Source organism: Pseudobacillus wudalianchiensis, assembly GCF_001685015.1.
Lineage (GTDB): Bacteria > Bacillota > Bacilli > Bacillales > Domibacillaceae > Pseudobacillus > Pseudobacillus wudalianchiensis.
The window spans coordinates 487,831-508,468 of record NZ_MAYT01000012.1; the positions used below are offsets into that span (position 1 = coordinate 487,831).

The following is a 20,638-nucleotide window of genomic DNA, read 5'->3' on the forward strand; positions in this document are numbered from 1 at the left end:
GATTAAGAGGAAGAGTCCTCACAGCATTAACGCCATAAAATGAAGGGAAGATGGGTAGATGAAAGAACGATCATTTAGAACGAAAGCGGTACATAGCGGATTGGCGGAGCAGCGGAATTTCAAGAGTAAGGCAACGCCTATTTATCAGACTTCTGTTTTTTCATTTAGCAGTTTGGAAGAGTTAGAGGGCTACTTTGAAGGGGAAACACCTTATTTATATACGAGAAATGGCAATCCTAATACAGATGAGCTGGCTAAAGCGGTAGCGGCACTGGAAGAGGCTCCGGATGGTGTAGCGGCTTCCTCGGGACTGGGGGCTATTCTCGCAGGAATTTTAACCGTAGCACAAAATGGAGATCATGTCGTTGCAGCGAGTGATCTTTATGGCGGAACGTATCATTTAATAAAAGAAGAATTACAGGCATTCGGCATTACGGCTTCATTTGTGGATTTCCGTGATCAACAGGCGATTGAAGCAGCGATTCAGCCAAATACAAAACTGTTGTATTCTGAAACGATTTCCAATCCTTTTTTACGTGTAGAAAATATAGAAGGTCTAGTAGAGATAGGAAAAAAATATAATCTAGCTGTCATGATTGATAATACATTTGCGACGCCTTACTTACTGCAGCCATTTACAAAAGGTATAGATCTCGTCGTTCATAGTGCAACAAAATATATTGGCGGACATAGCGATATTACAGCCGGTGTACTAGTTGGCAGCAAAGAATTAATTGAGAAGAGCCGTAGTCGGGTTGTGAATATGGGAATGAACTTGAGCCCGTTTGAATCATGGCTCGCTTACCGTGGTTTAAAGACATTAGCCATCCGCATGGAACGACAGGCAAAAAATGCGCAAGAACTGGCTGATTTTCTTCAGAAACATAACGGTGTGAAAAAGACGTATTACCCTAAGTACGTATCCGAGCAGGGCAATGGTGCGATGGTGAGCATAGAGTTAACGGAAGAAGTCAATATGAGTCAATTTTTCTCTTCACTTGGATGGATTAAGATCGTCCCTTCCCTAGCCGGCGTAGAAACAACCGTTTCTTACCCGCTTGGCACGTCGCATCGAGCGTTGACAGACGAAGAAAAAAGCGCAATTGGAATTAACGAACGAGTCGTTCGCATCTCGGTTGGCATAGAGGAATCAGCGGATATTATCCAGCAGGTTGAACAAGCGATCAACGATGCACTAACGCGTTAATATAGCGGGGGACTGCCCCCTTTTTTCATTCATAACTTGTCCATTTTCTTCATAAAGTGGGAGAAAGGGCTGTCCGTGCGGTAGTGAGCCGGGCGGCTTTTTTAGCTTTCCAAATCGGAGGGGGCGGAATGGTGAAGAGAAAATGGGTGGCAGTGCTAGTGTTGTTTTCTTTTATGATAGGAGCTGGTGGAATGTACGGGGGGCTGCTGGTGCTGGACGGAAATGAAAACATAGCCGAGCCGCAAAGACAAGCACCAGAGCAGGGAAATGAAAATCTGCCGGACGAGCTTCATAAAGTACAGACCGTATACGAAGTGATTGCCAATCAATATGTTGAAAAGGTAAATCGAACCCAGCTGATAGAAGGGGCCATTGACGGGATGGTCAGCTCTTTAAAAGATCCTTATTCTGTCTATATGGATGCTGAAACAGCGAAGCAATTTGAAGAATCACTGGACTCCTCGTTTGAAGGCATCGGTGCCGAAATTACGGTGGTGGACGGTAAACTGACGATCGTTGCTCCATTTAAAGATTCACCTGCAGAAAAAGCAGGATTAAAGCCGAAAGATCAAATTGTCACAATTGATGGCAAAACGGTCAGTGGTCTTACGATTTATGAAGCAACAAAGAAAATACGCGGCAAAAAAGGGTCGACGGTGACGATTGGCATTATGCGTCCAGGTATGACAAAATCACTTAACGTTAAAGTGAAACGCGACAATATCCCAATTGAAACGGTCTTTGCCAAAGTGAAAGAAAAGCAAGGGAAGCGAATTGGCGTTATTGAAATGACTTCTTTCTCTGAGGAAACAGCTAAAGACTTCAAATCAGCCCTAAAGAAGATGGAGAAAAAAGAACTAAATGGTCTTATCATTGATGTGCGTGGAAATCCGGGCGGCTTCTTAACGAGTGTAGAAGCGATTTTAAAAGAGCTTGTGACGGAAAATAAACCGTATATGCAAATTGAAGAAAAGTCAGGACGAAAAGTTCCTTATTTTTCTGAAACGAAAAAAGTAAAGCCTTATCCAATTGCGGTACTGACAGATGAAGGAAGCGCCTCTGCTTCTGAAATATTGGCAGGTGCGCTAAAAGAAGCGGAAGGGTACCCGATCATTGGGGAAACGAGCTTTGGTAAAGGGACTGTTCAGCAGCCAGTACCGCTTGGAGATGGAAGTAATCTGAAACTGACGACTCATAAATGGCTGACACCGAATGGCAATTGGATTCACAATAAAGGGATTCAACCTGACATCGAAGTCAGACAGCCTCATTACTTTTATGCTCATCCTCTCCAGGTCAACAAGCCGTTAACTCGTGAAATGAACAACGATAGCGTAAAGAGTGCCCAAATGATGCTCGACGGTCTCGGTTACGCGCCTGGAAGAACAGATGGTTACTTTAGCGAAGAAACAGAAAAAGCGGTTCGTGCTTTGCAGGTTCAAGAGGAAATCAAGGTAACAGGGAAAATCGATAAACAAACAGCAAATCAGCTTGAACAGAAATGGATGGAAGAAATGAAAAAGGAGAAAAATGATCTTCAGCTGCAAGCAGCTCTCTCTTATATAAAAAGCTTAAATAAATAATGGAAGAACGGTCGCTGCTGAACGTAGCCGACCGTTCTTTTTTATATGGAAATACTTCTTTCACAAATGAAACGCGATATATACTCACGCATGTCCGCTTTTTTTGCTACAATGTTGAGTAGAATGCAATTAATGTAAGGTGGGGAGACGCCATGCTACAAGAATGGTTATTGGAGCTTTTGGCCGGCTTTGGAAAGTTATTTATCCATCCAATCTTTTATTTTTCGTTCCTGCTCGCTTTTGTTGTCGGCATGTTTCGAGTATCAAGGGAACGAAAAGACTTTCACACGCGGGTGTATGATATTTATCAGGAGGTTCGCTACATACTGCCGTCTAGTTTATTAATTGGACTGCTCCTGTCCATTATTGCGGTTGGTTTTGGATTAACCCTTCCGCTTGAACTGCTTAACTTCATTGCCGCTGTTACGATTGTCTTAAGTGCAGGTGGTTTTCGGCTGCTGTCTCCCGCGTGGATAATCGGCCTCGCTTTGCTGATCTTCGTTGTATCGGAAAAAATAGGTTATTCCTTTATTCCATACGAAGGGCTCTCATTTAATAAAATTCTTATGACAATGGCCATCATGTTAGCGTTGTTATTCATCACAGAGGGACTGCTTATGCTAAAGCAAGGCTGGCAAGGAACATCGCCTCGTCTCGCAGAAAGTCCGCGCGGATTAAAAGTAGGCGTGCAATTGGCTCAGCGATTGTGGCTTGTGCCTATGTTTTTAGTATTGCCAACAGGTGAGCTTACATCGCCATGGCCTTGGTGGCCGGTTGTCTCGATCGGTTCAGAAACATACTCCTTTATTTGGTTTCCTTTTTTAGTTGGTTTTGCTCAGTTGGTCAAAAGTACGCTCCCAGAGCTTGCTGTTAAGGCGACTGGAAAAAATATTATAGCGGCTGGCGTTGTGACCTTGCTGCTCGCTATCGCAGCTTATTGGGTACCGCTGCTTGCGGTTGTAAGTGCTATATTTGCTTTTATTAGCCGTATTTGGATTTCCTGGCGCCATCATGCCTATGAGAAGGACCGTCACTATTTCTTTACGCCACAGCCAAAAGGTGTGATGATTCTTGGCATTTTGCCGTATACACCAGCCAAAAAAATGGATTTGAAAATTGGAGAAATTATTTACAAGGTCAATGGCATAGAAGTGAACACAGAAAATGAGTTTTATAAAGCACTGCAAAAAAATGCTGCCTATTGTAAGCTCGAGGTTGTCGATGTCAATGGCCAAAATCGATTTGCTCAAGGCTCACTCTATGAAGGCCAGCATTACGAGCTCGGTTTAATTTTAGTTGATGAAGACAAGGAGCTTATGACAGAAGAGAATGAACGATACTCTTGATCCTAGAAAGGAATAGAGCGTGGAGAATGAATGGATTCAATGGCTTCCGGCTAATCCAGTTTTAGCGTTTTTAGCAAGCATTAGTTTAAATATAATTGTTGCTGTTTCAGGTGTGCTTCCGAGTGCTTTCCTGACAGGAGCGAATATCGTTCTGTTTGGATTTGAATGGGGACTGCTCGTCTCCATTATTGGGGAAGCGGCTGGGGCTGTCGTGAGCTTTATTCTTTATCGATACGGATTTAAAAAGCTTCATAAACAATTCAACCATAAGTTTTTAAATAAACTCAAGGATACAGGAGGAGCAGAGGCAATCCTTCTCGTCCTTTTACTAAGAATCGTTCCTTTTGTTCCCTCCGGTGCTGTTACGCTGACAGCTGCTGTAAGCAGGATGGGCTTACTTTCCTTTAGTTTAGCAAGCACCATTGGGAAAATCCCTTCCTTGTTCATTGAGGCGTATTCAGTGAAACAAATTTTCGCACTCACGCCTTATTGGCAGCTTGCTGCTATTACCTGTCTCACTTTCATCATCGCTTTTTACTTTTTTCTTAAGAAAAAATAGGATTAAAAAGAGAACGGGTGCTTCCGTGTTCTTTTGTTTGCATACTCAAGGTTATGTGACAATGTAAAAAGAAGGAGAGACAGAATAAAAAACCCCTTTTGGACTATTGCGTCCAAAAGGGGTTTTCGTTATTTGGAAGGAATAAGGGTTAAATATCAGTCTCATCGTTTTCTCTGCTTTTGGGTAAGGTTATCGATTGTTTCGATGTTGAGAGGACTGGTTTTGGTTCATGCCAAGCACAGAGTTCGCTATTTGTTCGACAGCCTGGTTGTCTAATGAGTTAGAGACTGTTTGAGAGAGCTGTTGGAAAGTTCCATTTTTTATCCCTCTCGATATTCCATAAATGGCCGCTCCAGCCGCTCCTACAGCTAACAACGAGGTCATGATACCGCCTTGGTTATTCATAACAACCCATCCTTCCTGCAGTAAATTGATCAAACGAGTAGACTCTAAAGAGCAATACTCTAGAGTCATGTTTAGTTTTACAAATTTAACGATAGATTATACTGGAGCTATTTACCGTATAGAGGTAAATAAAAAGGGAGAAGGCTCTCTGTCCTTCTCCCCGCTGAATTTTATCGATGTCATTAAGTGATTAGTTTGAAGCCGCTCATGAGAATAATGATGGACATAACCGTTCTTAAAGGTTTGGCCGGAAACTTAGCGGACAAGCTGCTTCCTAATATGACACCTGGAATGGAACCGAGCAAGAGATTGATCACTAACAAATAATCAACGTTTCCTATTCCAGCATGCATGAGGCCGGCCGCTGTAACGAGCAGAAAAGCATGGGCAATATCGGTTCCAACTAACTCTGAGGGGCGCATTTTATACAGGTAAAGCATAGCTAAGGCAAATAATGAACCCGAGCCAATAGAGGTTAATCCAACAATAAAACCTAATACGGCTCCAATAGCGATCGTCAAGCCTCGCTTTTCCTCCAAAGGCTTTCTTTGAAAATAATTGGACTCAAATCGATCCTTCATAAAGGTTTTGATGAGCGTAGTGAACGCCACCAAAATGAGCACATATCCTAGCGCATGTTTAATAATTTCCTCCTGGTTGTTAAAAAAGGAATCGAACAGGTGAAGGAGCCCGACTGCACAAATAGCACTTGGAATACTCCCGATGGCCAGGTACTTTACTAATCGCAGGTTGATCGTTTTTTGCTTCCAATGCTGAAAAGAACCGAAAAGCTTTGTAACAGAGTTATACACGAGATCAGTTCCGACGGCGATTGCTGGACTGATCCCCATTAAAACTAAAACAGGTGTTAACAAAGCTGCACCGCCAACACCTGTCAATCCAACCAAACAACCAACAAAGAGTCCCATTATAATAATCCCCATGCTCATTAGACGCACACCCCAGTCTATCTTTAATCAAGTTTTATACCCTCAATTTATGAAAGGGGCGCCCGCCTTGCTACATAGATATGTAAGGGGACTAGCGCAATAAAAAGCGATCAGAAGACAAAAGGAGAGGGGAGCAAAGAAGATTGAAAAAAAGTTTTGACCAGCTTCTTTCACGTTTCCTCGTTTTTAAGGTAATGGGAAACGTCCGTCAATAAATTAAGCCCAGTCATTAGTGACTGGGCTCAAAAGCTTAACCTTCTTCTTTTGTATTTAATTCTATTTTTTTACAGCCGACATATAAGCAGGAAAGAACATCTAAATCGGGCTTCGCCTTAGTCAGACCTTTTATATAAGGGGTAACTAAGTCCTTGAAATCAGCCCCTACTTCTTCCTCCTCCAATATTCCATATACGTAGAGCTTTTTTTCATCAAATAAAAGAGCTACGTTTCCGACAGCTTTATGATCAGGGTCTACGACATTTAACACTTGGAAATGAGGTGTTACAACCTCAGGTGAAAAGTATATTTGCAAATTGACCTGCTCCTTTACGTAAATTGAAGTTTTTCAAACAAAGTATCGCTTTTTTCCTCAGATGGTTCTTTTTTGCCTACCTTAATGAGCACAAGACATAGCAGTGCAGCCAGCAGCGTAAGCCCGGCGGTCGCTAAAAACATGCCTGTTCGTGACCAGGCCATTAACGCGCTGTAAACGGGCGGTCCGACTGCCACGCCTAAAAAGCGGACTGAACCATATAACGAAGTGACGAACCCTCTGCGATCGGAAGGAACCGAGCCGGTAATAAAGCTGTTTATACATGGCAGAACGAGCCCGGTGCCGATACTGCTAATGACAAGGACGGCAAAGAAAGGAACTAAGCGATCAAAAAATACTAAGGCTGAAAAAGAGATTGTCATTAACAACAGCCCTATGACAATTAATGACTTCATCAGTCTCATCTTTTTACCGATTTTACTTCCGGTTATATAGGAGGTAGTGGTCATGAATAGCAGAGGAATGGCTAAAATACCTCCTTTGAGCAGACCATCAATTTTGTGGTCTTTCTCGAGAATATCGGAAATATAAAATAAAATTCCAAATAGAGTAAACAAGCAAATCGCACCTGTTAGGTAAGCAGCAAACAGCCAGCGGCCTTCTGTTTTGAAAACGGAGACGAGCCCCTTTACATACTTGCCGACAGGCGGCGGTTCTTTTTTTGTTTTCTTTTCTTTAATAAAGAAAATTGTTAAAAAAATGGAAATTAGACAAAAAGCCGGGAAGACAAAAAATGCTGCATACCAGAAGAGCAGCGCTACGAGAGAACCAATAATCGGACTAATAACCTTCCCGAATCCATTGGAGGCTTCCACTAGTCCTAATACTTTACTTTGCTCTCCGCCTTTGAATAAATCCCCGGTTAACGCCATGGCGATTGGGGCTGTTCCTGCGGCGCCGATCCCTTGCATAACCCTCCCAGCAAGAATCCATGTATAGGCATTTGAGAACCATGCCGCTGCAAATCCTGCTAAAAGTCCCCCAGTTCCGTACAAAATAAGAGCAGGAATGATCACAGCTTTCCGCGAAAACCGGTCTGATAAATAACCTAATATCGGAATCGATGCGGCAGCCGCAATGGAAAACACTGAAATGATCAAGCTCACTTTAAATTGGGATATATCCAGTTCTGTTTTCATCCTTGGAAGAACGGGAATCAGCATGGAGTTTCCTAAGACAAGAATAAGCGGAATAGACCCGATCGCAAAAATAGTCATGCCTTTCTTTTTTTGCTTTGGCAATGATGTACACCCCTGACTGTTGAGAATATATACTTCTCCTATTGTTTGAGCAGAGATGGGCATTTATACAGGGTAATCGTCTAATTTCTATGGGGAAAAGCCCATTATCTACACGTTTACCCAGTTTTTGAATAATCTATCTTAGAAAAATAGAGGAGGCCCATTTCCTATGGAATTTTTAGAATTACCGAAAAGGACAACAGGAAACAGGACATACGGATTAACTTCCGTTATTGATTTAGGAACCCCTTTAGAGGAGTTAAAAAGTATTTTAAACGATTACAGTTCTATGATTGATATTGCCAAAATGGGTTTTGGCTCTGCTTATGTGACCCCTAATCTAAAGGAAAAGATCGAACTTTATAAGCGATATAATATCCACCCTTATTTTGGAGGAACCTTATTTGAAAAATGCTACCACCAGAATAAGATTCCGGAATACCTGATGAGCTTGCAAGATCTAGGCATTGACTATATTGAAGTTTCAAACGGGACACTTAATATTCCTTTGCAAGAACGTCTCGATCTTATTGCTCAGATCAAAAAAGATTTCTGTGTGATTGCGGAAGTCGGATCAAAAGATTCCAACAAGGAAATGGCCATTTCTCAATGGAAAGATGAAATTAAGCAATTTTTAGAAGCAGGCTGCCAGTATGTCATTACGGAAGGAAGGGATTCTGGGACTGCTGGTATTTATGAGAAAAACGGCAATGTTAAGGGTAACTTGATCAGTGAATTAATTAAGGACATTGATAGCAAAAAAATTATTTTTGAAGCTCCTACTCCGAAGCATCAAATGTATTTTATTAAAGAAGTTGGAGCAAATGTAAATGTAGGAAATGTGAAGTTAACGGATGTCTTAGTGTTAGAAGCTCAACGATGCGGATTAAGAAGCGAGACATTTTATTTGGAGGATAGTGAATGCAAATTACCTTTATAAGGCATCTCCCAACAGAATGGAACAAGGAGCAAAGGCTACAAGGAAGAAGAGACATTGCCCTTGCAGCTGTAACGGAAGGTTCCAGGCAAGGCATTGCTCACAATCAACAGCAGCTTAAAGCATTATCACCATTTGACATGGTGCTAACGAGCACGCTGAAAAGAACTCAGCAAACAGCCCATCTTTATGGTTATTCGTTTGAAACAGAACCTTTATTAGACGAATTAGACTTTGGCCCTTTTGAAGGGCTTCCAAAAGAAAAGCTGTACGAAGAATATGGAGAGCAATGGTTCGAACAGCCAAGAGCATTAATCCTAGGGGAAAGCCTTATCAACTTAGAAGAGAGAATTATCTCGTTTTTGGAGAAGTACCGAGATTTGAACAATCTTTTAGTGTTTGGCCATGGGTCATGGATCAGAGCCGTTATATCGTATTTCCAATACGGCCATATCAACCATATGAATAAAATGACGGTAGAAAATAATGAGTGCATTACATTGACCTTCCATTCCTAACGTCAGCAGGGAGAGAGAAACGGGGGAAAGCCTAGTGGCTGGCTTATTAACGTATGAAAATTGGGATGAACAAAAGTTAGAAAAGATTTTAGAGAGCCAATCAGATTATTTTGATGTATTGAAATGGGCCTTTCGGGAGTACGGCGACGACATTGTGTATGCCTGCAGCTTTGGAGCGGAAGGAATCGTCTTAATTGATCTGATTGCAAAGGTGAATAAGGAAGCAAAGATTATCTTTTTGGACACAGGGCTCCATTTCCCGGAGACGTATGAATTGATTGAGAAAGTAAAGGAACGCTATCCTGCGTTGAATATTACAAAGGTACGGCCTGCTACGACAGTGGAAGAGCAGGCAAAAGAGCATGGCGAGGAATTATGGAAACGTGATCCCAACCTTTGCTGTCACCTTAGAAAGGTAGTGCCTCTTCAGAAAGCATTACAAGGGTCTAAAGCATGGATATCAGGATTGCGAAGAGAGCAATCTCCAACGAGAAGTCATGTTCAATATGTTAATAAAGACGAAAAATTTCACAAGGTAAAAGTTTGTCCTCTTATCCATTGGACATGGGAGGATATTATGACGTATCTTCACGTTCACCAATTGCCTTATAATCCATTGCATGACAAAGGGTTTCCAAGTATCGGGTGTGCGCCGTGTACCGAACCGGTTTCCGAAAACGAGGGGCTTCGAGCGGGACGATGGGCAGGACGATCTAAGTCGGAATGTGGGCTTCATCAAAATTAGAGGATAGGATAAGACACGGCAGCTTGGATTATCAGGGAGGGAAAGATGTGTGGGGAATTGCACCGCATGGCGGTACATTAGTGAATCGGATAGATTTATTATTTTCCATTGATTCATCGCTTAACTGTGTGGAGCTGGATACATTAGAATTAAGTGATTTGGAGCTAATTGCAAACGGCGCGTATAGCCCGCTTAAGGGATTTATGGGAAAGGCTGATTATGACTCTGTTGTGCAAAACATGAGATTGTCAAATGGGCTCCCTTGGTCGCTGCCGATTACATTGGCGGTCAACAAAGATAAGGCGAGAACGTTACACAAGGGAGAAACCGTAAACCTTGTATATAATGGGACGGTTTATGGCGTCATGACAGTGAAGGAGCTATTTTCCCCAGATAAAAAACTAGAGGCTGAGAGAGTTTATCGAACGGCTGATTTGGATCACCCAGGTGTAAAAAAACTTTTCGCACGGCCTGAAGTGTATATAGCCGGGCCGATCACGCTCGTTAAACGGCCGGAAAAAAGTAAATTTAACGATTACTATTTGGACCCTGCTGAAACGAGAGAAAAGTTTAAAGAACTTGGATGGAATACCATTGTCGGCTTCCAAACACGCAATCCTGTTCATCGCGCCCATGAATACATTCAAAAAACAGCATTAGAAACGGTGGACGGACTTTTCCTGAATCCACTCGTTGGCGAAACGAAAGCTGACGATATTCCAAGTGAAATCCGGATGGAAAGCTATGAGGTTCTGCTTGAAAATTATTATCCGAAAGGGCGGGTATTCTTATCTGTTTTTCCGGCAGCCATGCGTTATGCTGGACCGCGAGAGGCGATTTTTCATGCTATTGTCCGTAAAAACTTTGGTTGTACCCATTTCATCGTCGGCCGAGACCATGCAGGCGTAGGAAGTTATTACGGCACGTATGACGCCCAAAAAATATTCAGTCATTTTGAGGAAGAAGAGATCGGGATTAAACCGCTCTTTTTTGAGCACAGTTTTTACTGCAGAAAGTGCGCCAATATGGCTTCTGAAAAAACCTGTCCCCATGACAAGCAAGAGCATATTATTCTGTCGGGCACAGCGGTTAGGCAAATGCTGAAAAACGGCGAACATCCGCCAAAGGAATTTAGCCGGCCGGAAGTAATAGACATTCTTATAAAGGGAATGAAAGAAATCTATACAAAAATATAAAGGATGTAGGATATGGGAACAGCTGATCATATTACCTGGCATCATACAGCCGTTACGAAAGAAAGTCGCCACCTCTTGAATGGGCACCAAAGCTGCGTTTTATGGTTTACTGGATTATCAGGTTCTGGAAAATCAACATTGGCCAATGCTGTGGATGAGGTGTTATTTCAGCAGCGCTGCAGAAGCTATGTGTTAGACGGGGATAATATCCGCCACGGTTTGAACAGGGATCTAAGTTTTGGAGCAGAAGATCGAAAAGAGAACATTCGTCGAATAGGAGAAGTAGCAAAATTATTTGTAGATAGCGGCCAAATTGTGTCTTCTGCCTTTATTTCTCCTTTTCGTGAAGATCGGCAGTTAGTCAGAAGCATGTTTGCACCTGGAGAGTTCATTGAGGTTTATGTTCATTGTCCGATTCAGGTTTGTGAGGAGCGGGATCCAAAAGGCCTGTATAAAAAGGCAAGAAAAGGAGTTATCCCTGACTTTACAGGGGTTAGCTCCCCTTATGAACCTCCTCATCATCCTGAAATTGTGATTGAAACGGATAAAATGTCTATTGAACAGTCTGTTAAAGAAATACTAGCTTATTTGAAAGAAAAGAAGATCCTGTAAAAGGGATCTTCTTCAAGGATGTAGACAAAATCTATTTTCAACAACTGAGGCTGATTGAAAGCGCTTGTCCTACGAGATGCGAAGCTTGATGAGGAGCGGAGTGATGATAAGAGTCATGAGCACCGCAGGCAAGCGAGCAGCAAAAACAGCGAGCGTTTGTCAACAGCCTGTTTACTTCCTCCGCCAATGGGGGGATAGAACACTGACTTTTTGAAATCTGAAATCGTAAATATAGTCGATAATGCTGGTAGAGAAAAATTGACAGATGACAGCAAATATAACGATTTTATAATCAATGATAAGAGAAGTTAATAAGAAAATAAAAAGGTTAATCCCCATCATCACTTTTCCAGGGCTCCAGTTTTTATAAGAGGCAATCATGAGTGCAGGAATCACCATTCCCCCGCTTGATGCTCCAACCCGAATGAGAATCCCCACTCCAATACCGAAGAGAATGCTTCCCGCCAGCATATCGAGAAAAATGTGTATGTGCATATGAGGCACTTGATAAGTCAAAATACTAATGGTTGTCGAGGTTGCGGCCACCGAAGTGATCGTTCGAAACGTCCAAGTGAACCCGAAGTAGTTTAAGGCAAAAAGCAGAAAAACGGCATTGGCTAACCATAAAGAAAAGCCGAGAGGCAGTTCAAACCAATGATTCATTAGAAGAGCTAACCCGGCCGCTCCTCCTGAGGGGATGGAGTGTGGAAACAAAAATAAAGACATCGACATCCCTTGTAAGAAAGCTCCAAAGAGTAAGTAGAAATACGTTAACAATAATTTTCTCATCGTTATTTGAATGAATCCTTTAAATTTGTCTTTATAGCCTCCATGTTTATTCCTCCCTAAAGACTTTCTCTCCTTGTCCATTTTATGAGGAAAAAATTAGAATATGTTTCATTTTAGCCGTGTTTTATGAAGAGGATGTACTAGTTCTTTGTTAAAAAATACTTGAGTGTTTTACGGGCAAATAACAAAACCTATATATGCTTGACAAAGCAATCTAATAGGGGGCAGGTGGAAGCATTATGAGAAATAACATTCAAATTTTACCTATTGTTGCATCAATTGGCATTGGAGCTGCTGCTTACAGCATGATGACTGGTCGGGCGGGACAACTTTCGAATGTCATTCCTCAGCTGACAGGCATGGGCGGTCAGGGAATGAATAATCAACGTGCCCGGTCAAAAAAATAAATAACACAAGGGCGCCCAAAAGCAACATTTTGGGCGCTTTTTTTCCTGCTCGGAGAAATATAATAACGTATAATCCCTTCTAAATGAGCCGTTATTGTCTGATATTTTCTTTACTAAATATTGACTGAAAATGACCGATATTTTAAAGTAGAAGTATGGAGAAGTGAGGTGAGGATGTTGGGAAGGCAGTAAAAAGAAATGTAGAAATGTTTGCAGGCAGTGCGACTCGGTTTATGGATAAAAGCAGCCAGACTGATTTTTGTACGCAAACAGGCCGGATCAAGCCTCAGCGCACGAAAAAAAGGACGGTTGAATAGTACTATTCACTTTAATTTAACGGAGGTGTAATTCCTTACGGCACAATGTAGCCGCAAGGATCTTATTTGGACATATTAAACTTAATCATGGTTGCCTTTTTAATTGCATTAACCGGTTTCTTCGTAGCGACTGAGTTTGCAATTGTAAAGGTTAGAAGCACAAGGATCGATCAATTGGCAGCAGAGGGACGTGCAAACACGGCCGCTGCAAAGAAAGTGATTACGAATCTGGATGAGTATTTATCCGCTTGTCAATTAGGGATTACAGTGACAGCTCTTGGACTTGGTTGGCTCGGTGAACCGACTGTCGAGCATTTGCTGCATCCGCTGTTTGTTCGTCTTGATTTAGCGGAATCTGTTGTCAGTGTCGTGTCGTTCTTGATTGCTTTTTCCACGGTTACTTTTTTACATGTCGTTGTGGGTGAATTAGCACCGAAAACCATAGCGATTCAGAAGGCGGAACAAGTTACATTACTAGCCGCTAAACCAATGATTGTCTTTTACCGTCTTATGTATCCATTCATTAAAATATTGAACGGATCTTCTACGCTGTTAATTAAATTGTTTGGCTTCAAGCCTGTTTCAGAAAGTGAAATGGCCCATACAGAAGAAGAATTACGCATGATTTTATCAGAAAGCTTGAAGAGCGGAGAGATCAATCAATCAGAGTATAAGTACGTGAACAATATTTTTGAATTTGATGACCGCCTTGCGAAAGAAATTATGGTGCCGCGTACCGAAGTAACAGCGTTTGATAAGTCAAACACGGTTGAGCAGTGTATCGAGATAGCGATGGAAGAAAACTATACTCGTTATCCAATCGCGGACGGTGACAAAGACCGTATTATCGGAATGGTCAACATGAAGGAAGTATTGACGGATTATATTAGAGACGAGAAGAAAAAGAATGTGACGATTGACCACTATATTCGCCCTGTGATCCAAGTCATTGAGTCGATTGCTATTCATGATCTGCTTGTAAAAATGCAAAAGGAACGCATTCAGATGGCGATCTTAATTGATGAATACGGCGGCACGGCCGGACTTGTAACAACAGAGGATATTCTGGAAGAAATCGTTGGTGAAATTCGTGACGAGTTTGACCAGGATGAAACACCGATGATTAAAAGAATTAACGATCAGCAGCTTATTCTTGACGGAAAAGTGTTGCTGAGCGAAGTAAATGATTTATTCGGCTTAGATATCGATGAAGAGGATGTCGATACAGTCGGCGGCTGGATTTTGACTGAGAAATTTGAAGTTCAGGAAGGCGACACGATTGAATATGGAGGCTGCACATTCAAAGTGGTGGAACTGGATGGCTACCATATTAAATTCGTGGAAGTCACAAAGGCCGCCCCAGCTCTGTCACCGGTGATCGGTGAAATCGAAGCTGTAAAAGAAGCTTAATTTACAACAAGCGAATCAGGCTTTCGATATGTAAATCCATCAAGCCTAAAATAAAAAACAAGCGACTAACTTAGCCGCTTGTTTTTTTATTTCAGCCTGTTCTTGTAAATGGGGCGTTATAGAATAAAAAGAGGAACTGTTGACTTTCGCTCCGAGAGGCCCCCTGCCACATCAACACAAACCGATTTTCTGAAAAATAACTTTGGGATGTTTTTGCATCCTAGTATATAAAAAATAGTGCACTATATTAATGAATTTTTCTATAGAATCAGCTTTTTACTCTATTAACGTAGAGAAGCAATAGCGGAAGAAAGCGTGTTTAGAAAAGAGAAAAGTCGGCAATCCCTATGATAGGGGTTGCCGACTTTAGACTACTAACAGAAGTAGCAGGCTTTACTTAATTTCTATAAAAATACGAAATAAATAACGGCTGCAATCACAATTCGATAGATCGCGAACGGCGTTAGTTTAATTCTATTAATGAGCTCCAGGAAGAAACGGATCGACAGTAAAGCAAAAACGAAGGCGCTAATAAAACCAACGATAAAGAAAGGCAATACATCGATCGAGAAATACTCCCAGTTTTTAATAAGCGATATGGCACTGGCCCCTGCCATGATCGGCATTGCCATAATAAAGGTGAAGTCAGCAGCTGCTCTGTGGCTCATACCGAGAAGAACGCCTCCGGAAATCGTAGAACCGGAGCGGGAGAAGCCAGGCCATAATGCTATGCACTGAAATAAACCAATGAGAAAGGCTTGCTTGTACGTAATGTCATCAACCGTTTCGGCTTTGACACGTCCCGGGGCCAGCCAGTCCGCTGCGAGCATAAGAAAGGCACCAGCAACGAGTCCAATTAACACTGTATTGATACTAAATAAATGTTCATCAATGTAATCCTCGAATAAGAAGCCAAGCGCGGCCGCTGGAACTAGTCCAATAAATATATGAACAAGCGTCAGCCTTGGACCGGATCGATAAGCTGATCGGCTTCCTTTTTGCAATCCAAGCAAGTTGAGAATACGATCCTTAAATACAACCACAACGGCTAAAATGGAGCCAAGCTGGATGACGACTTTAAATGTATTCGCAACCGGCTCTGAAAACAATTCTTTCGATTTTAGCAAAATATCGTCTACAATAATCATATGCCCTGTAGAAGAAACAGGCGCAAATTCAGTTGCTCCTTCTACGAGTCCGAGGATAAAAGCAACGAATAATTCCCACAAGTTCATTTTGTCACCTCAAAAAATAAAATAAATAGCCACTTAACGATTGTATGGCTACAATGAAAATATGTCTAGGAATTCGAAGAAATACCATTATTTTTTTCTATAGTTCTGGAAAGGAATGATCATTTCATGGGTATACATAATTATTTTAAGAGTTTGTCCGATTTGGAGCAATTGTTTAGGCTGCCGGGGAAATTTAAATATCAGTCGCACAATGTAGCGGCGCATTCATTTAAAGTAACGAAGATCGCTCAATTTTTGGCGACCATTGAAGAGTTAGAAGGAATGAAAGTAAATTGGCGGGCTTTATACGAGAAAGCATTGAACCACGACTATGCAGAGTTGTTCACAGGCGATATTAAAACGCCTGTAAAGTATGCTACGAAAGAATTAAAGGATTTGTTTTCACAAGTGGAAGAGCAAATGGCGAAAAAGTTTGTCGAGCAAGAGTTTCCCGAAGAATTACAAAGCATCTATATAGAGCGATTTAAAGAGGGAAAAGATGATACGCTTGAGGGACGAATTTTATCGGTGGCGGATAAAATTGATTTGCTGTATGAAACCTTTGGAGAAATCCTTAAGCGGAACCCGGAGCCGCTTTTTTTGGAAATTTATAAAGAAGCGCTGTCTACCATTATGGAGTTCTCTGACATGAACTGCGTAAAATATTTTATTAAAAACATTTTGCCGGACATGCTTTCCGAAGAGTTTATCCCCTATAATGAATTAAATTATATGACCGAGATCATTGTTAAAAAATATGAGAAAAAGTAACGTATTTTTTAGAAAAAGTCTTTCTAAATGGATAAGATTTCAGTATGATGGAGGCAAGAAAAGCTGCTCGCTGGGAGTGAAAACATGGTAGGTAAAATGATAATGGCAATGTTTTTGCCCGGCTTTCTCGTGATTTTTTTCACGAGAGTAACATTTAATCACTTTTTGGGCCTGGGCTTGACCGTTGCGTTAATTGCAGCCTCTGCTTATAAAGGGTATACCCATACATGGCCGCTGATTATTATTGATGCTGCTTCGTTAACCATTGGGTTTTGGCTGGCCAGTCTCATGATGAAAAGAAAAAAGCAATCAAAATAAAAATTCCGGCATGTCCATGAATGACAGCCGGAATTTTTTATGCGTTTATGTAAGCTGAGTTCGTGAAGAACAGGCAGTGAACGATGAATAACGCCCTTATGATTAAGAAAGAAGCTGCTAAATCGAATGGCGATGACCGCTTTAAAAATTTCCGCTTGATTTTTTATACCCCATGGGGTAACATAAAGTTACAACAAATATACCCAATAGGGTAATAGGAGGGTTAAATCATGTTTTTTCGTTCTTACTTTGATGAAAAATTAGCTCAATATTCTTATATGGTCGCTTGTCAAAAAACGGGAGAGGCAATTGTTATTGATCCAGCACGTGACATTACACCGTATGTTGAAACAGCGAAAAAGGAAGGATTCCAATTAACCGCAGCAACTGAAACACATATCCATGCCGACTTCGTTTCAGGGGCACGCCAGTTGGCAAATGATTATGGTGTCACTTTGTATTTGTCAGATGAAGGCGATGAAAATTGGAAATATCAATATACTGATAACCTTTCTGTTAAGCTTGTAAAAGATGGCGATGTTTTCATGGTTGGAAATGTGGAATTTAAAGTAATGCATACGCCTGGGCATACCCCAGAGAGCATTTCCTTTGTTTTAACAGATAAAGGCGGCGGTTCCACAGAGCCAATGGGTATTTTCACAGGTGATTTTGTTTTTGTTGGGGATGTTGGTCGTCCAGACTTATTAGAAAAAGCAGCTGGAGTAAAAGGAACAGCTAATTCGGGCGCTGCTCAGATGTACGAATCCATTAAAAAGTTTAAACAGCTGCCGGATTATTTAGTCGTTTGGCCAGGTCATGGTGCCGGAAGTGCTTGCGGCAAATCACTTGGTGCCGTTCCGCTTTCAACAGTTGGCTATGAAAAAGCAAACAACTGGGCTTTGCAAGAAATGGATAAAGATGAATTCCAAAAAGAGCTTCTGAAAGATCAACCGGAGCCTCCTAAATATTTTGCGGTGATGAAGAAAGTAAATAAAGTTGGCCCGGCTATTCTAACGAATGAAACGATTCCTTATGTAGAAAGCTACAAGGACTTGGAGTCATATTTAGTTCAAGAAGATACTATGGTGATTGATACTAGACTTGGCAGCGAGTTTGCTCAAGGGCATATTGAAGGTACCATCAACTTACCATATACAAAAATCTTTACAAACTGGGCCGGCTGGATTTTAGATTATGAGAAAAAATTGGTTGTGATAGCGGAAAAAGAACAAGCAGCTGATATTAAACGTTCTCTTGAATCCATTGGTCTTGATAACCTTGTGTCATTTGCAAGTCCAAGCGTGGTAAGTGAAGCGCCTGAACTAGAAAAATACGTAAATATTGATGTTGACCAATTAAAAGCTCAATATGAAAAAGACGACGTCTACGTAGTCGACATTCGTCAACAAGGAGAATGGGAGGCGGGACATATTCCAACCGCTCACCATCACATGCTCGGTTATTTAGAGGAAGAAGCAGAAGAACTGCCGAAAGATAAGAAAATTATCGTTCATTGCCAGTCTGGAGCACGTTCTGCCATTGGAACAAGCTTGCTTCAAGCAAAGGGCTTTAAAAACATTGAAAACATGGCAAGCGGTTTTGCCGGCTGGAAAAGAGAAGGCGGACCAATCAAGCAATTATAACAAGGAGGAATAACTATGAATCAAGTAACAGTATACTCAACCAATACGTGCCCTTATTGCACAATGATGAAAAATTTCTTAAAGGAGCAGGGTGTTCCTTTTACAGAAGTAAATGTTCAGCAAGACCGGCAAGCTGCTCAGCGTCTTGTCGAAACGACAGGGCAAATGGGAGTGCCGCAAACAGAAATTAACGGTCAATGGATCCTTGGCTATGATCCAGATGCTGTGATGGAGCTTCTTAAATAAATGGTTCTATAAGGGTGTCCTGCAAGCAATCCTGTTTGGGCACCCTCTACTTTTTAGAGTGAAAAACTGTGCATGAGAACGATAAGAGGTACGCTGTGTGAAACATGCTGTCATAATGTATAGAGGTGATACTCCATGGAATATGGCAAAGACTTGCAAAATCGGTTAAAACGCATTGAAGGTCAGGTACGCGGAGTTATGCGGATGATGGAAGAAGGAGCGGACTGCGCAGCCGTTGCCATGCAGCTGAGTGCTGTACAAAGTGCAGTTGGACGGACAATGGGCCTCATTGTCAGCCAAAATTTGGAGCGATGTGTCCGTGCGAATATGGAACAGGGGGAACCAACAGACGCTCTCGCAAAAGAAGCAGTCGATCTACTCGTAAAGAGCCGTTAATTTTTTTGAATAAAAATATACCCCCATAAGTAAAAAGAGAGCGTAGATGACGATTGTTTTTTATCTTGTAGTAGCGGTCTTTATGTTTATAGCTATCAAAAATATGCTCCCGGTGACAGGGATTCGCCATGTTACAGCTGACGAGCTAAAGAAGGAGATAAGAAGAAAAGACATACAATGGGTTGACGTCCGGACGCCGGGAGAATTTAAAGCGCGTCATATTAATGGATTTCAAAACATTCCATTGCAGCAGCTGTCTGCTCGAGTGAATGAGCTGGACCTTGAAAGAGAAGTCGTCGTCATGTGTCAGAGTGGCATGCGCAGTCAAAAGGCAGCACGGCTGTTAAAGAAAAAAGGATTTAAGAAGATTACAAATGTAGTTGGCGGTCTTGCCGTCTGGAAATAAAAAGTAGAAAAGGAGAGGAAAAGCGATGGATTGGTCAATCGGCTGGATGGCTGTCATTTTTTTTATTGGCTTTATTGGATCTTTTTTATCGGGAATGGTTGGAATTGGCGGCTCTATTATTAAATATCCGATGTTATTGTATATTCCGCCTATGTTAGGATTTGCGGCCTTTACCGCTCATGAAGTAGCAGGCGTCAGTGCGGTTCAAGTATTTTTCGCAACGATTGCCGGCGTATGGGCTTATCGGAAGAGTGAGTATTTAAATAAGACGTTAATTATTTATATGGGTATTGCCATCCTGGCGGGAAGCTTTATCGGGGGATTCGGCTCGGAGAATATGGGAGAATCAACCGTTAATGTGATTTATGGAGTGTTAGCGGCACTTGCTGCGATTATGATGTTTGTTCCTAAGAAAAATTTAGATGATCGGCCAATGGAGGAAGTGAAATTTAATAAGTGGCTTGCTGCCTTCTTCGCTTTCATTGTCGGAATTGGGGCCGGAATTGTCGGAGCTGCCGGAGCCTTTTTACTTGTGCCTATTATGCTCGTCTTGTTAAAAATTCCGACAAGAATGACTATTGCCAGCTCTCTTGCTATTACATTTATTTCTTCGATCGGTTCGACAGCGGGAAAATTAATGACAGGACAAGTGTTATTTGTGCCAGCGCTGATTATGGTTGTAGCAAGCATTATGGCATCGCCGCTTGGAGCGAAAGCAGGACAAAAAATAAACACAAAAGTTTTACAATGGCTGTTGGCGATTTTGATTGCGGCTACAGCGATTAAAATCTGGGTCGATATTTTACTATAGTGAAGGTCTCTCCATTTAACGGAGGGACTTTTTTATA

The 20,638-nt window shown here is 41.7% G+C and carries 24 protein-coding genes; 18 read left to right on the forward strand and 6 right to left on the reverse strand.

All coding sequences use genetic code 11. The features are described from left to right. The first annotated feature begins 58 nt into the window (after positions 1 to 58). From A8F95_RS10090 to A8F95_RS10105, 4 genes are all read left to right on the forward strand, one after another. Positions 59 to 1,207 (forward strand): trans-sulfuration enzyme family protein, encoded by a 1,149-nt coding sequence (locus A8F95_RS10090; RefSeq protein WP_065410385.1) that lies wholly within the window; start codon positions 59 to 61, stop codon positions 1,205 to 1,207. Between the two features lie 131 nt (positions 1,208 to 1,338). After that, positions 1,339 to 2,790 carry a S41 family peptidase gene (locus A8F95_RS10095; protein ID WP_065410386.1) on the forward strand — a complete coding sequence of 484 codons (1,452 nt, stop codon included), beginning with the start codon at positions 1,339 to 1,341 and terminating at the stop codon, positions 2,788 to 2,790. 152 nt (positions 2,791 to 2,942) lie between these two features. Then, positions 2,943 to 4,136 (forward strand): PDZ domain-containing protein, encoded by a 1,194-nt coding sequence (locus tag A8F95_RS10100; protein WP_065410387.1) that lies wholly within the window; start codon positions 2,943 to 2,945, stop codon positions 4,134 to 4,136. Positions 4,137 to 4,155: 19 nt separating this feature from the next. After that, a complete protein-coding gene (locus tag A8F95_RS10105; RefSeq protein WP_065410388.1) occupies positions 4,156 to 4,695 on the forward strand; it encodes a TVP38/TMEM64 family protein in 540 nt (179 codons plus the stop codon). 189 nt (positions 4,696 to 4,884) lie between these two features. Here A8F95_RS10105 and A8F95_RS10110 read toward each other — a convergent pair whose 3' ends face one another. The 4 genes from A8F95_RS10110 to A8F95_RS10125 all read right to left on the reverse strand — a co-directional run bounded on the left by A8F95_RS10110 (position 4,885) and on the right by A8F95_RS10125 (position 7,820). Next, the gene (locus A8F95_RS10110) at positions 4,885 to 5,100 is read right to left on the reverse strand and encodes a hypothetical protein (protein WP_065410389.1); all 216 of its coding nucleotides are present in this window, start codon (positions 5,098 to 5,100) and stop codon (positions 4,885 to 4,887) included. A gap of 182 nt (positions 5,101 to 5,282) precedes the next feature. Next, the gene (locus A8F95_RS10115) at positions 5,283 to 6,050 is read right to left on the reverse strand and encodes a sulfite exporter TauE/SafE family protein (protein ID WP_065410390.1); all 768 of its coding nucleotides are present in this window, start codon (positions 6,048 to 6,050) and stop codon (positions 5,283 to 5,285) included. A gap of 250 nt (positions 6,051 to 6,300) precedes the next feature. Next, positions 6,301 to 6,582: a hypothetical protein gene (locus tag A8F95_RS10120; protein WP_049664801.1), complete on the reverse strand. Its 282-nt coding sequence runs from the start codon at positions 6,580 to 6,582 to the stop codon at positions 6,301 to 6,303. A gap of 14 nt (positions 6,583 to 6,596) precedes the next feature. Further along, positions 6,597 to 7,820 (reverse strand): MFS transporter, encoded by a 1,224-nt coding sequence (locus tag A8F95_RS10125; protein ID WP_065410475.1) that lies wholly within the window; start codon positions 7,818 to 7,820, stop codon positions 6,597 to 6,599. Positions 7,821 to 8,013: 193 nt separating this feature from the next. Here A8F95_RS10125 and A8F95_RS10130 point away from each other — a divergent pair, with 193 nt between their 5' ends. From A8F95_RS10130 to cysC, 5 genes are read left to right on the forward strand one after another with little or no spacing between them, the layout of a single operon-like run. Then, entirely contained in the window at positions 8,014 to 8,784 is a 771-nt protein-coding gene (locus A8F95_RS10130; protein ID WP_065410391.1) for a phosphosulfolactate synthase, read from the forward strand. Next, on the forward strand, positions 8,766 to 9,299 hold the full coding sequence (locus A8F95_RS10135) for a histidine phosphatase family protein (RefSeq protein ID WP_065410392.1): 534 nt from the start codon (positions 8,766 to 8,768) through the stop codon (positions 9,297 to 9,299). The genes A8F95_RS10130 and A8F95_RS10135 overlap by 19 nt, the downstream gene beginning before the upstream one ends. Positions 9,300 to 9,333: 34 nt before the next feature. Next, a complete protein-coding gene (locus A8F95_RS10140; RefSeq protein WP_065410393.1) occupies positions 9,334 to 10,044 on the forward strand; it encodes a phosphoadenylyl-sulfate reductase in 711 nt (236 codons plus the stop codon). A 47-nt stretch (positions 10,045 to 10,091) separates the two neighbouring features. Beyond that, positions 10,092 to 11,240 carry a sulfate adenylyltransferase gene (sat, locus tag A8F95_RS10145; protein WP_065410394.1) on the forward strand — a complete coding sequence of 383 codons (1,149 nt, stop codon included), beginning with the start codon at positions 10,092 to 10,094 and terminating at the stop codon, positions 11,238 to 11,240. A 12-nt stretch (positions 11,241 to 11,252) separates the two neighbouring features. After that, entirely contained in the window at positions 11,253 to 11,852 is a 600-nt protein-coding gene (gene cysC / locus A8F95_RS10150) for an adenylyl-sulfate kinase (RefSeq protein WP_065410395.1), read from the forward strand. Between the two features lie 171 nt (positions 11,853 to 12,023). Here the strand turns inward: cysC and A8F95_RS10155 are convergent, their stop codons facing one another. Further along, positions 12,024 to 12,641, reverse strand: coding sequence for a YitT family protein (locus A8F95_RS10155; RefSeq protein WP_049664793.1), 618 nt, complete (start codon positions 12,639 to 12,641; stop codon positions 12,024 to 12,026). Positions 12,642 to 12,880: 239 nt separating this feature from the next. Here A8F95_RS10155 and A8F95_RS22455 point away from each other — a divergent pair, with 239 nt between their 5' ends. Both A8F95_RS22455 and A8F95_RS10160 read left to right on the forward strand, forming a co-directional pair. Continuing rightward, positions 12,881 to 13,048: a hypothetical protein gene (locus tag A8F95_RS22455; RefSeq protein ID WP_176713667.1), complete on the forward strand. Its 168-nt coding sequence runs from the start codon at positions 12,881 to 12,883 to the stop codon at positions 13,046 to 13,048. Between the two features lie 383 nt (positions 13,049 to 13,431). After that, positions 13,432 to 14,775: a hemolysin family protein gene (locus tag A8F95_RS10160; protein ID WP_077247306.1), complete on the forward strand. Its 1,344-nt coding sequence runs from the start codon at positions 13,432 to 13,434 to the stop codon at positions 14,773 to 14,775. A 404-nt stretch (positions 14,776 to 15,179) separates the two neighbouring features. Here the strand turns inward: A8F95_RS10160 and A8F95_RS10165 are convergent, their stop codons facing one another. After that, positions 15,180 to 16,010 carry an undecaprenyl-diphosphate phosphatase gene (locus A8F95_RS10165; protein ID WP_065410396.1) on the reverse strand — a complete coding sequence of 277 codons (831 nt, stop codon included), beginning with the start codon at positions 16,008 to 16,010 and terminating at the stop codon, positions 15,180 to 15,182. 126 nt (positions 16,011 to 16,136) lie between these two features. Between A8F95_RS10165 and A8F95_RS10170 the strand changes: the two genes are divergently transcribed. The 7 genes from A8F95_RS10170 to A8F95_RS10200 all read left to right on the forward strand — a co-directional run bounded on the left by A8F95_RS10170 (position 16,137) and on the right by A8F95_RS10200 (position 20,601). Continuing rightward, entirely contained in the window at positions 16,137 to 16,781 is a 645-nt protein-coding gene (locus A8F95_RS10170; protein ID WP_065410397.1) for a YfbR-like 5'-deoxynucleotidase, read from the forward strand. Positions 16,782 to 16,865: 84 nt separating this feature from the next. Beyond that, on the forward strand, positions 16,866 to 17,099 hold the full coding sequence (locus tag A8F95_RS10175; protein WP_049664784.1) for a CsbA family protein: 234 nt from the start codon (positions 16,866 to 16,868) through the stop codon (positions 17,097 to 17,099). A 230-nt stretch (positions 17,100 to 17,329) separates the two neighbouring features. Next, the gene (locus tag A8F95_RS10180) at positions 17,330 to 18,742 is read left to right on the forward strand and encodes an MBL fold metallo-hydrolase (protein ID WP_065410398.1); all 1,413 of its coding nucleotides are present in this window, start codon (positions 17,330 to 17,332) and stop codon (positions 18,740 to 18,742) included. Positions 18,743 to 18,757: 15 nt separating this feature from the next. Then, positions 18,758 to 18,988, forward strand: a complete 231-nt coding sequence (locus tag A8F95_RS10185) for a glutaredoxin family protein (protein WP_065410399.1) — start codon at positions 18,758 to 18,760, stop codon at positions 18,986 to 18,988. A gap of 135 nt (positions 18,989 to 19,123) precedes the next feature. After that, positions 19,124 to 19,384, forward strand: coding sequence for a metal-sensitive transcriptional regulator (locus tag A8F95_RS10190; RefSeq protein WP_065410400.1), 261 nt, complete (start codon positions 19,124 to 19,126; stop codon positions 19,382 to 19,384). A 46-nt stretch (positions 19,385 to 19,430) separates the two neighbouring features. Continuing rightward, positions 19,431 to 19,790: a rhodanese-like domain-containing protein gene (locus A8F95_RS10195; protein WP_065410401.1), complete on the forward strand. Its 360-nt coding sequence runs from the start codon at positions 19,431 to 19,433 to the stop codon at positions 19,788 to 19,790. 25 nt (positions 19,791 to 19,815) lie between these two features. Next, positions 19,816 to 20,601 (forward strand): sulfite exporter TauE/SafE family protein, encoded by a 786-nt coding sequence (locus A8F95_RS10200; protein WP_065410402.1) that lies wholly within the window; start codon positions 19,816 to 19,818, stop codon positions 20,599 to 20,601. Positions 20,602 to 20,638: the final 37 nt, after the last annotated feature.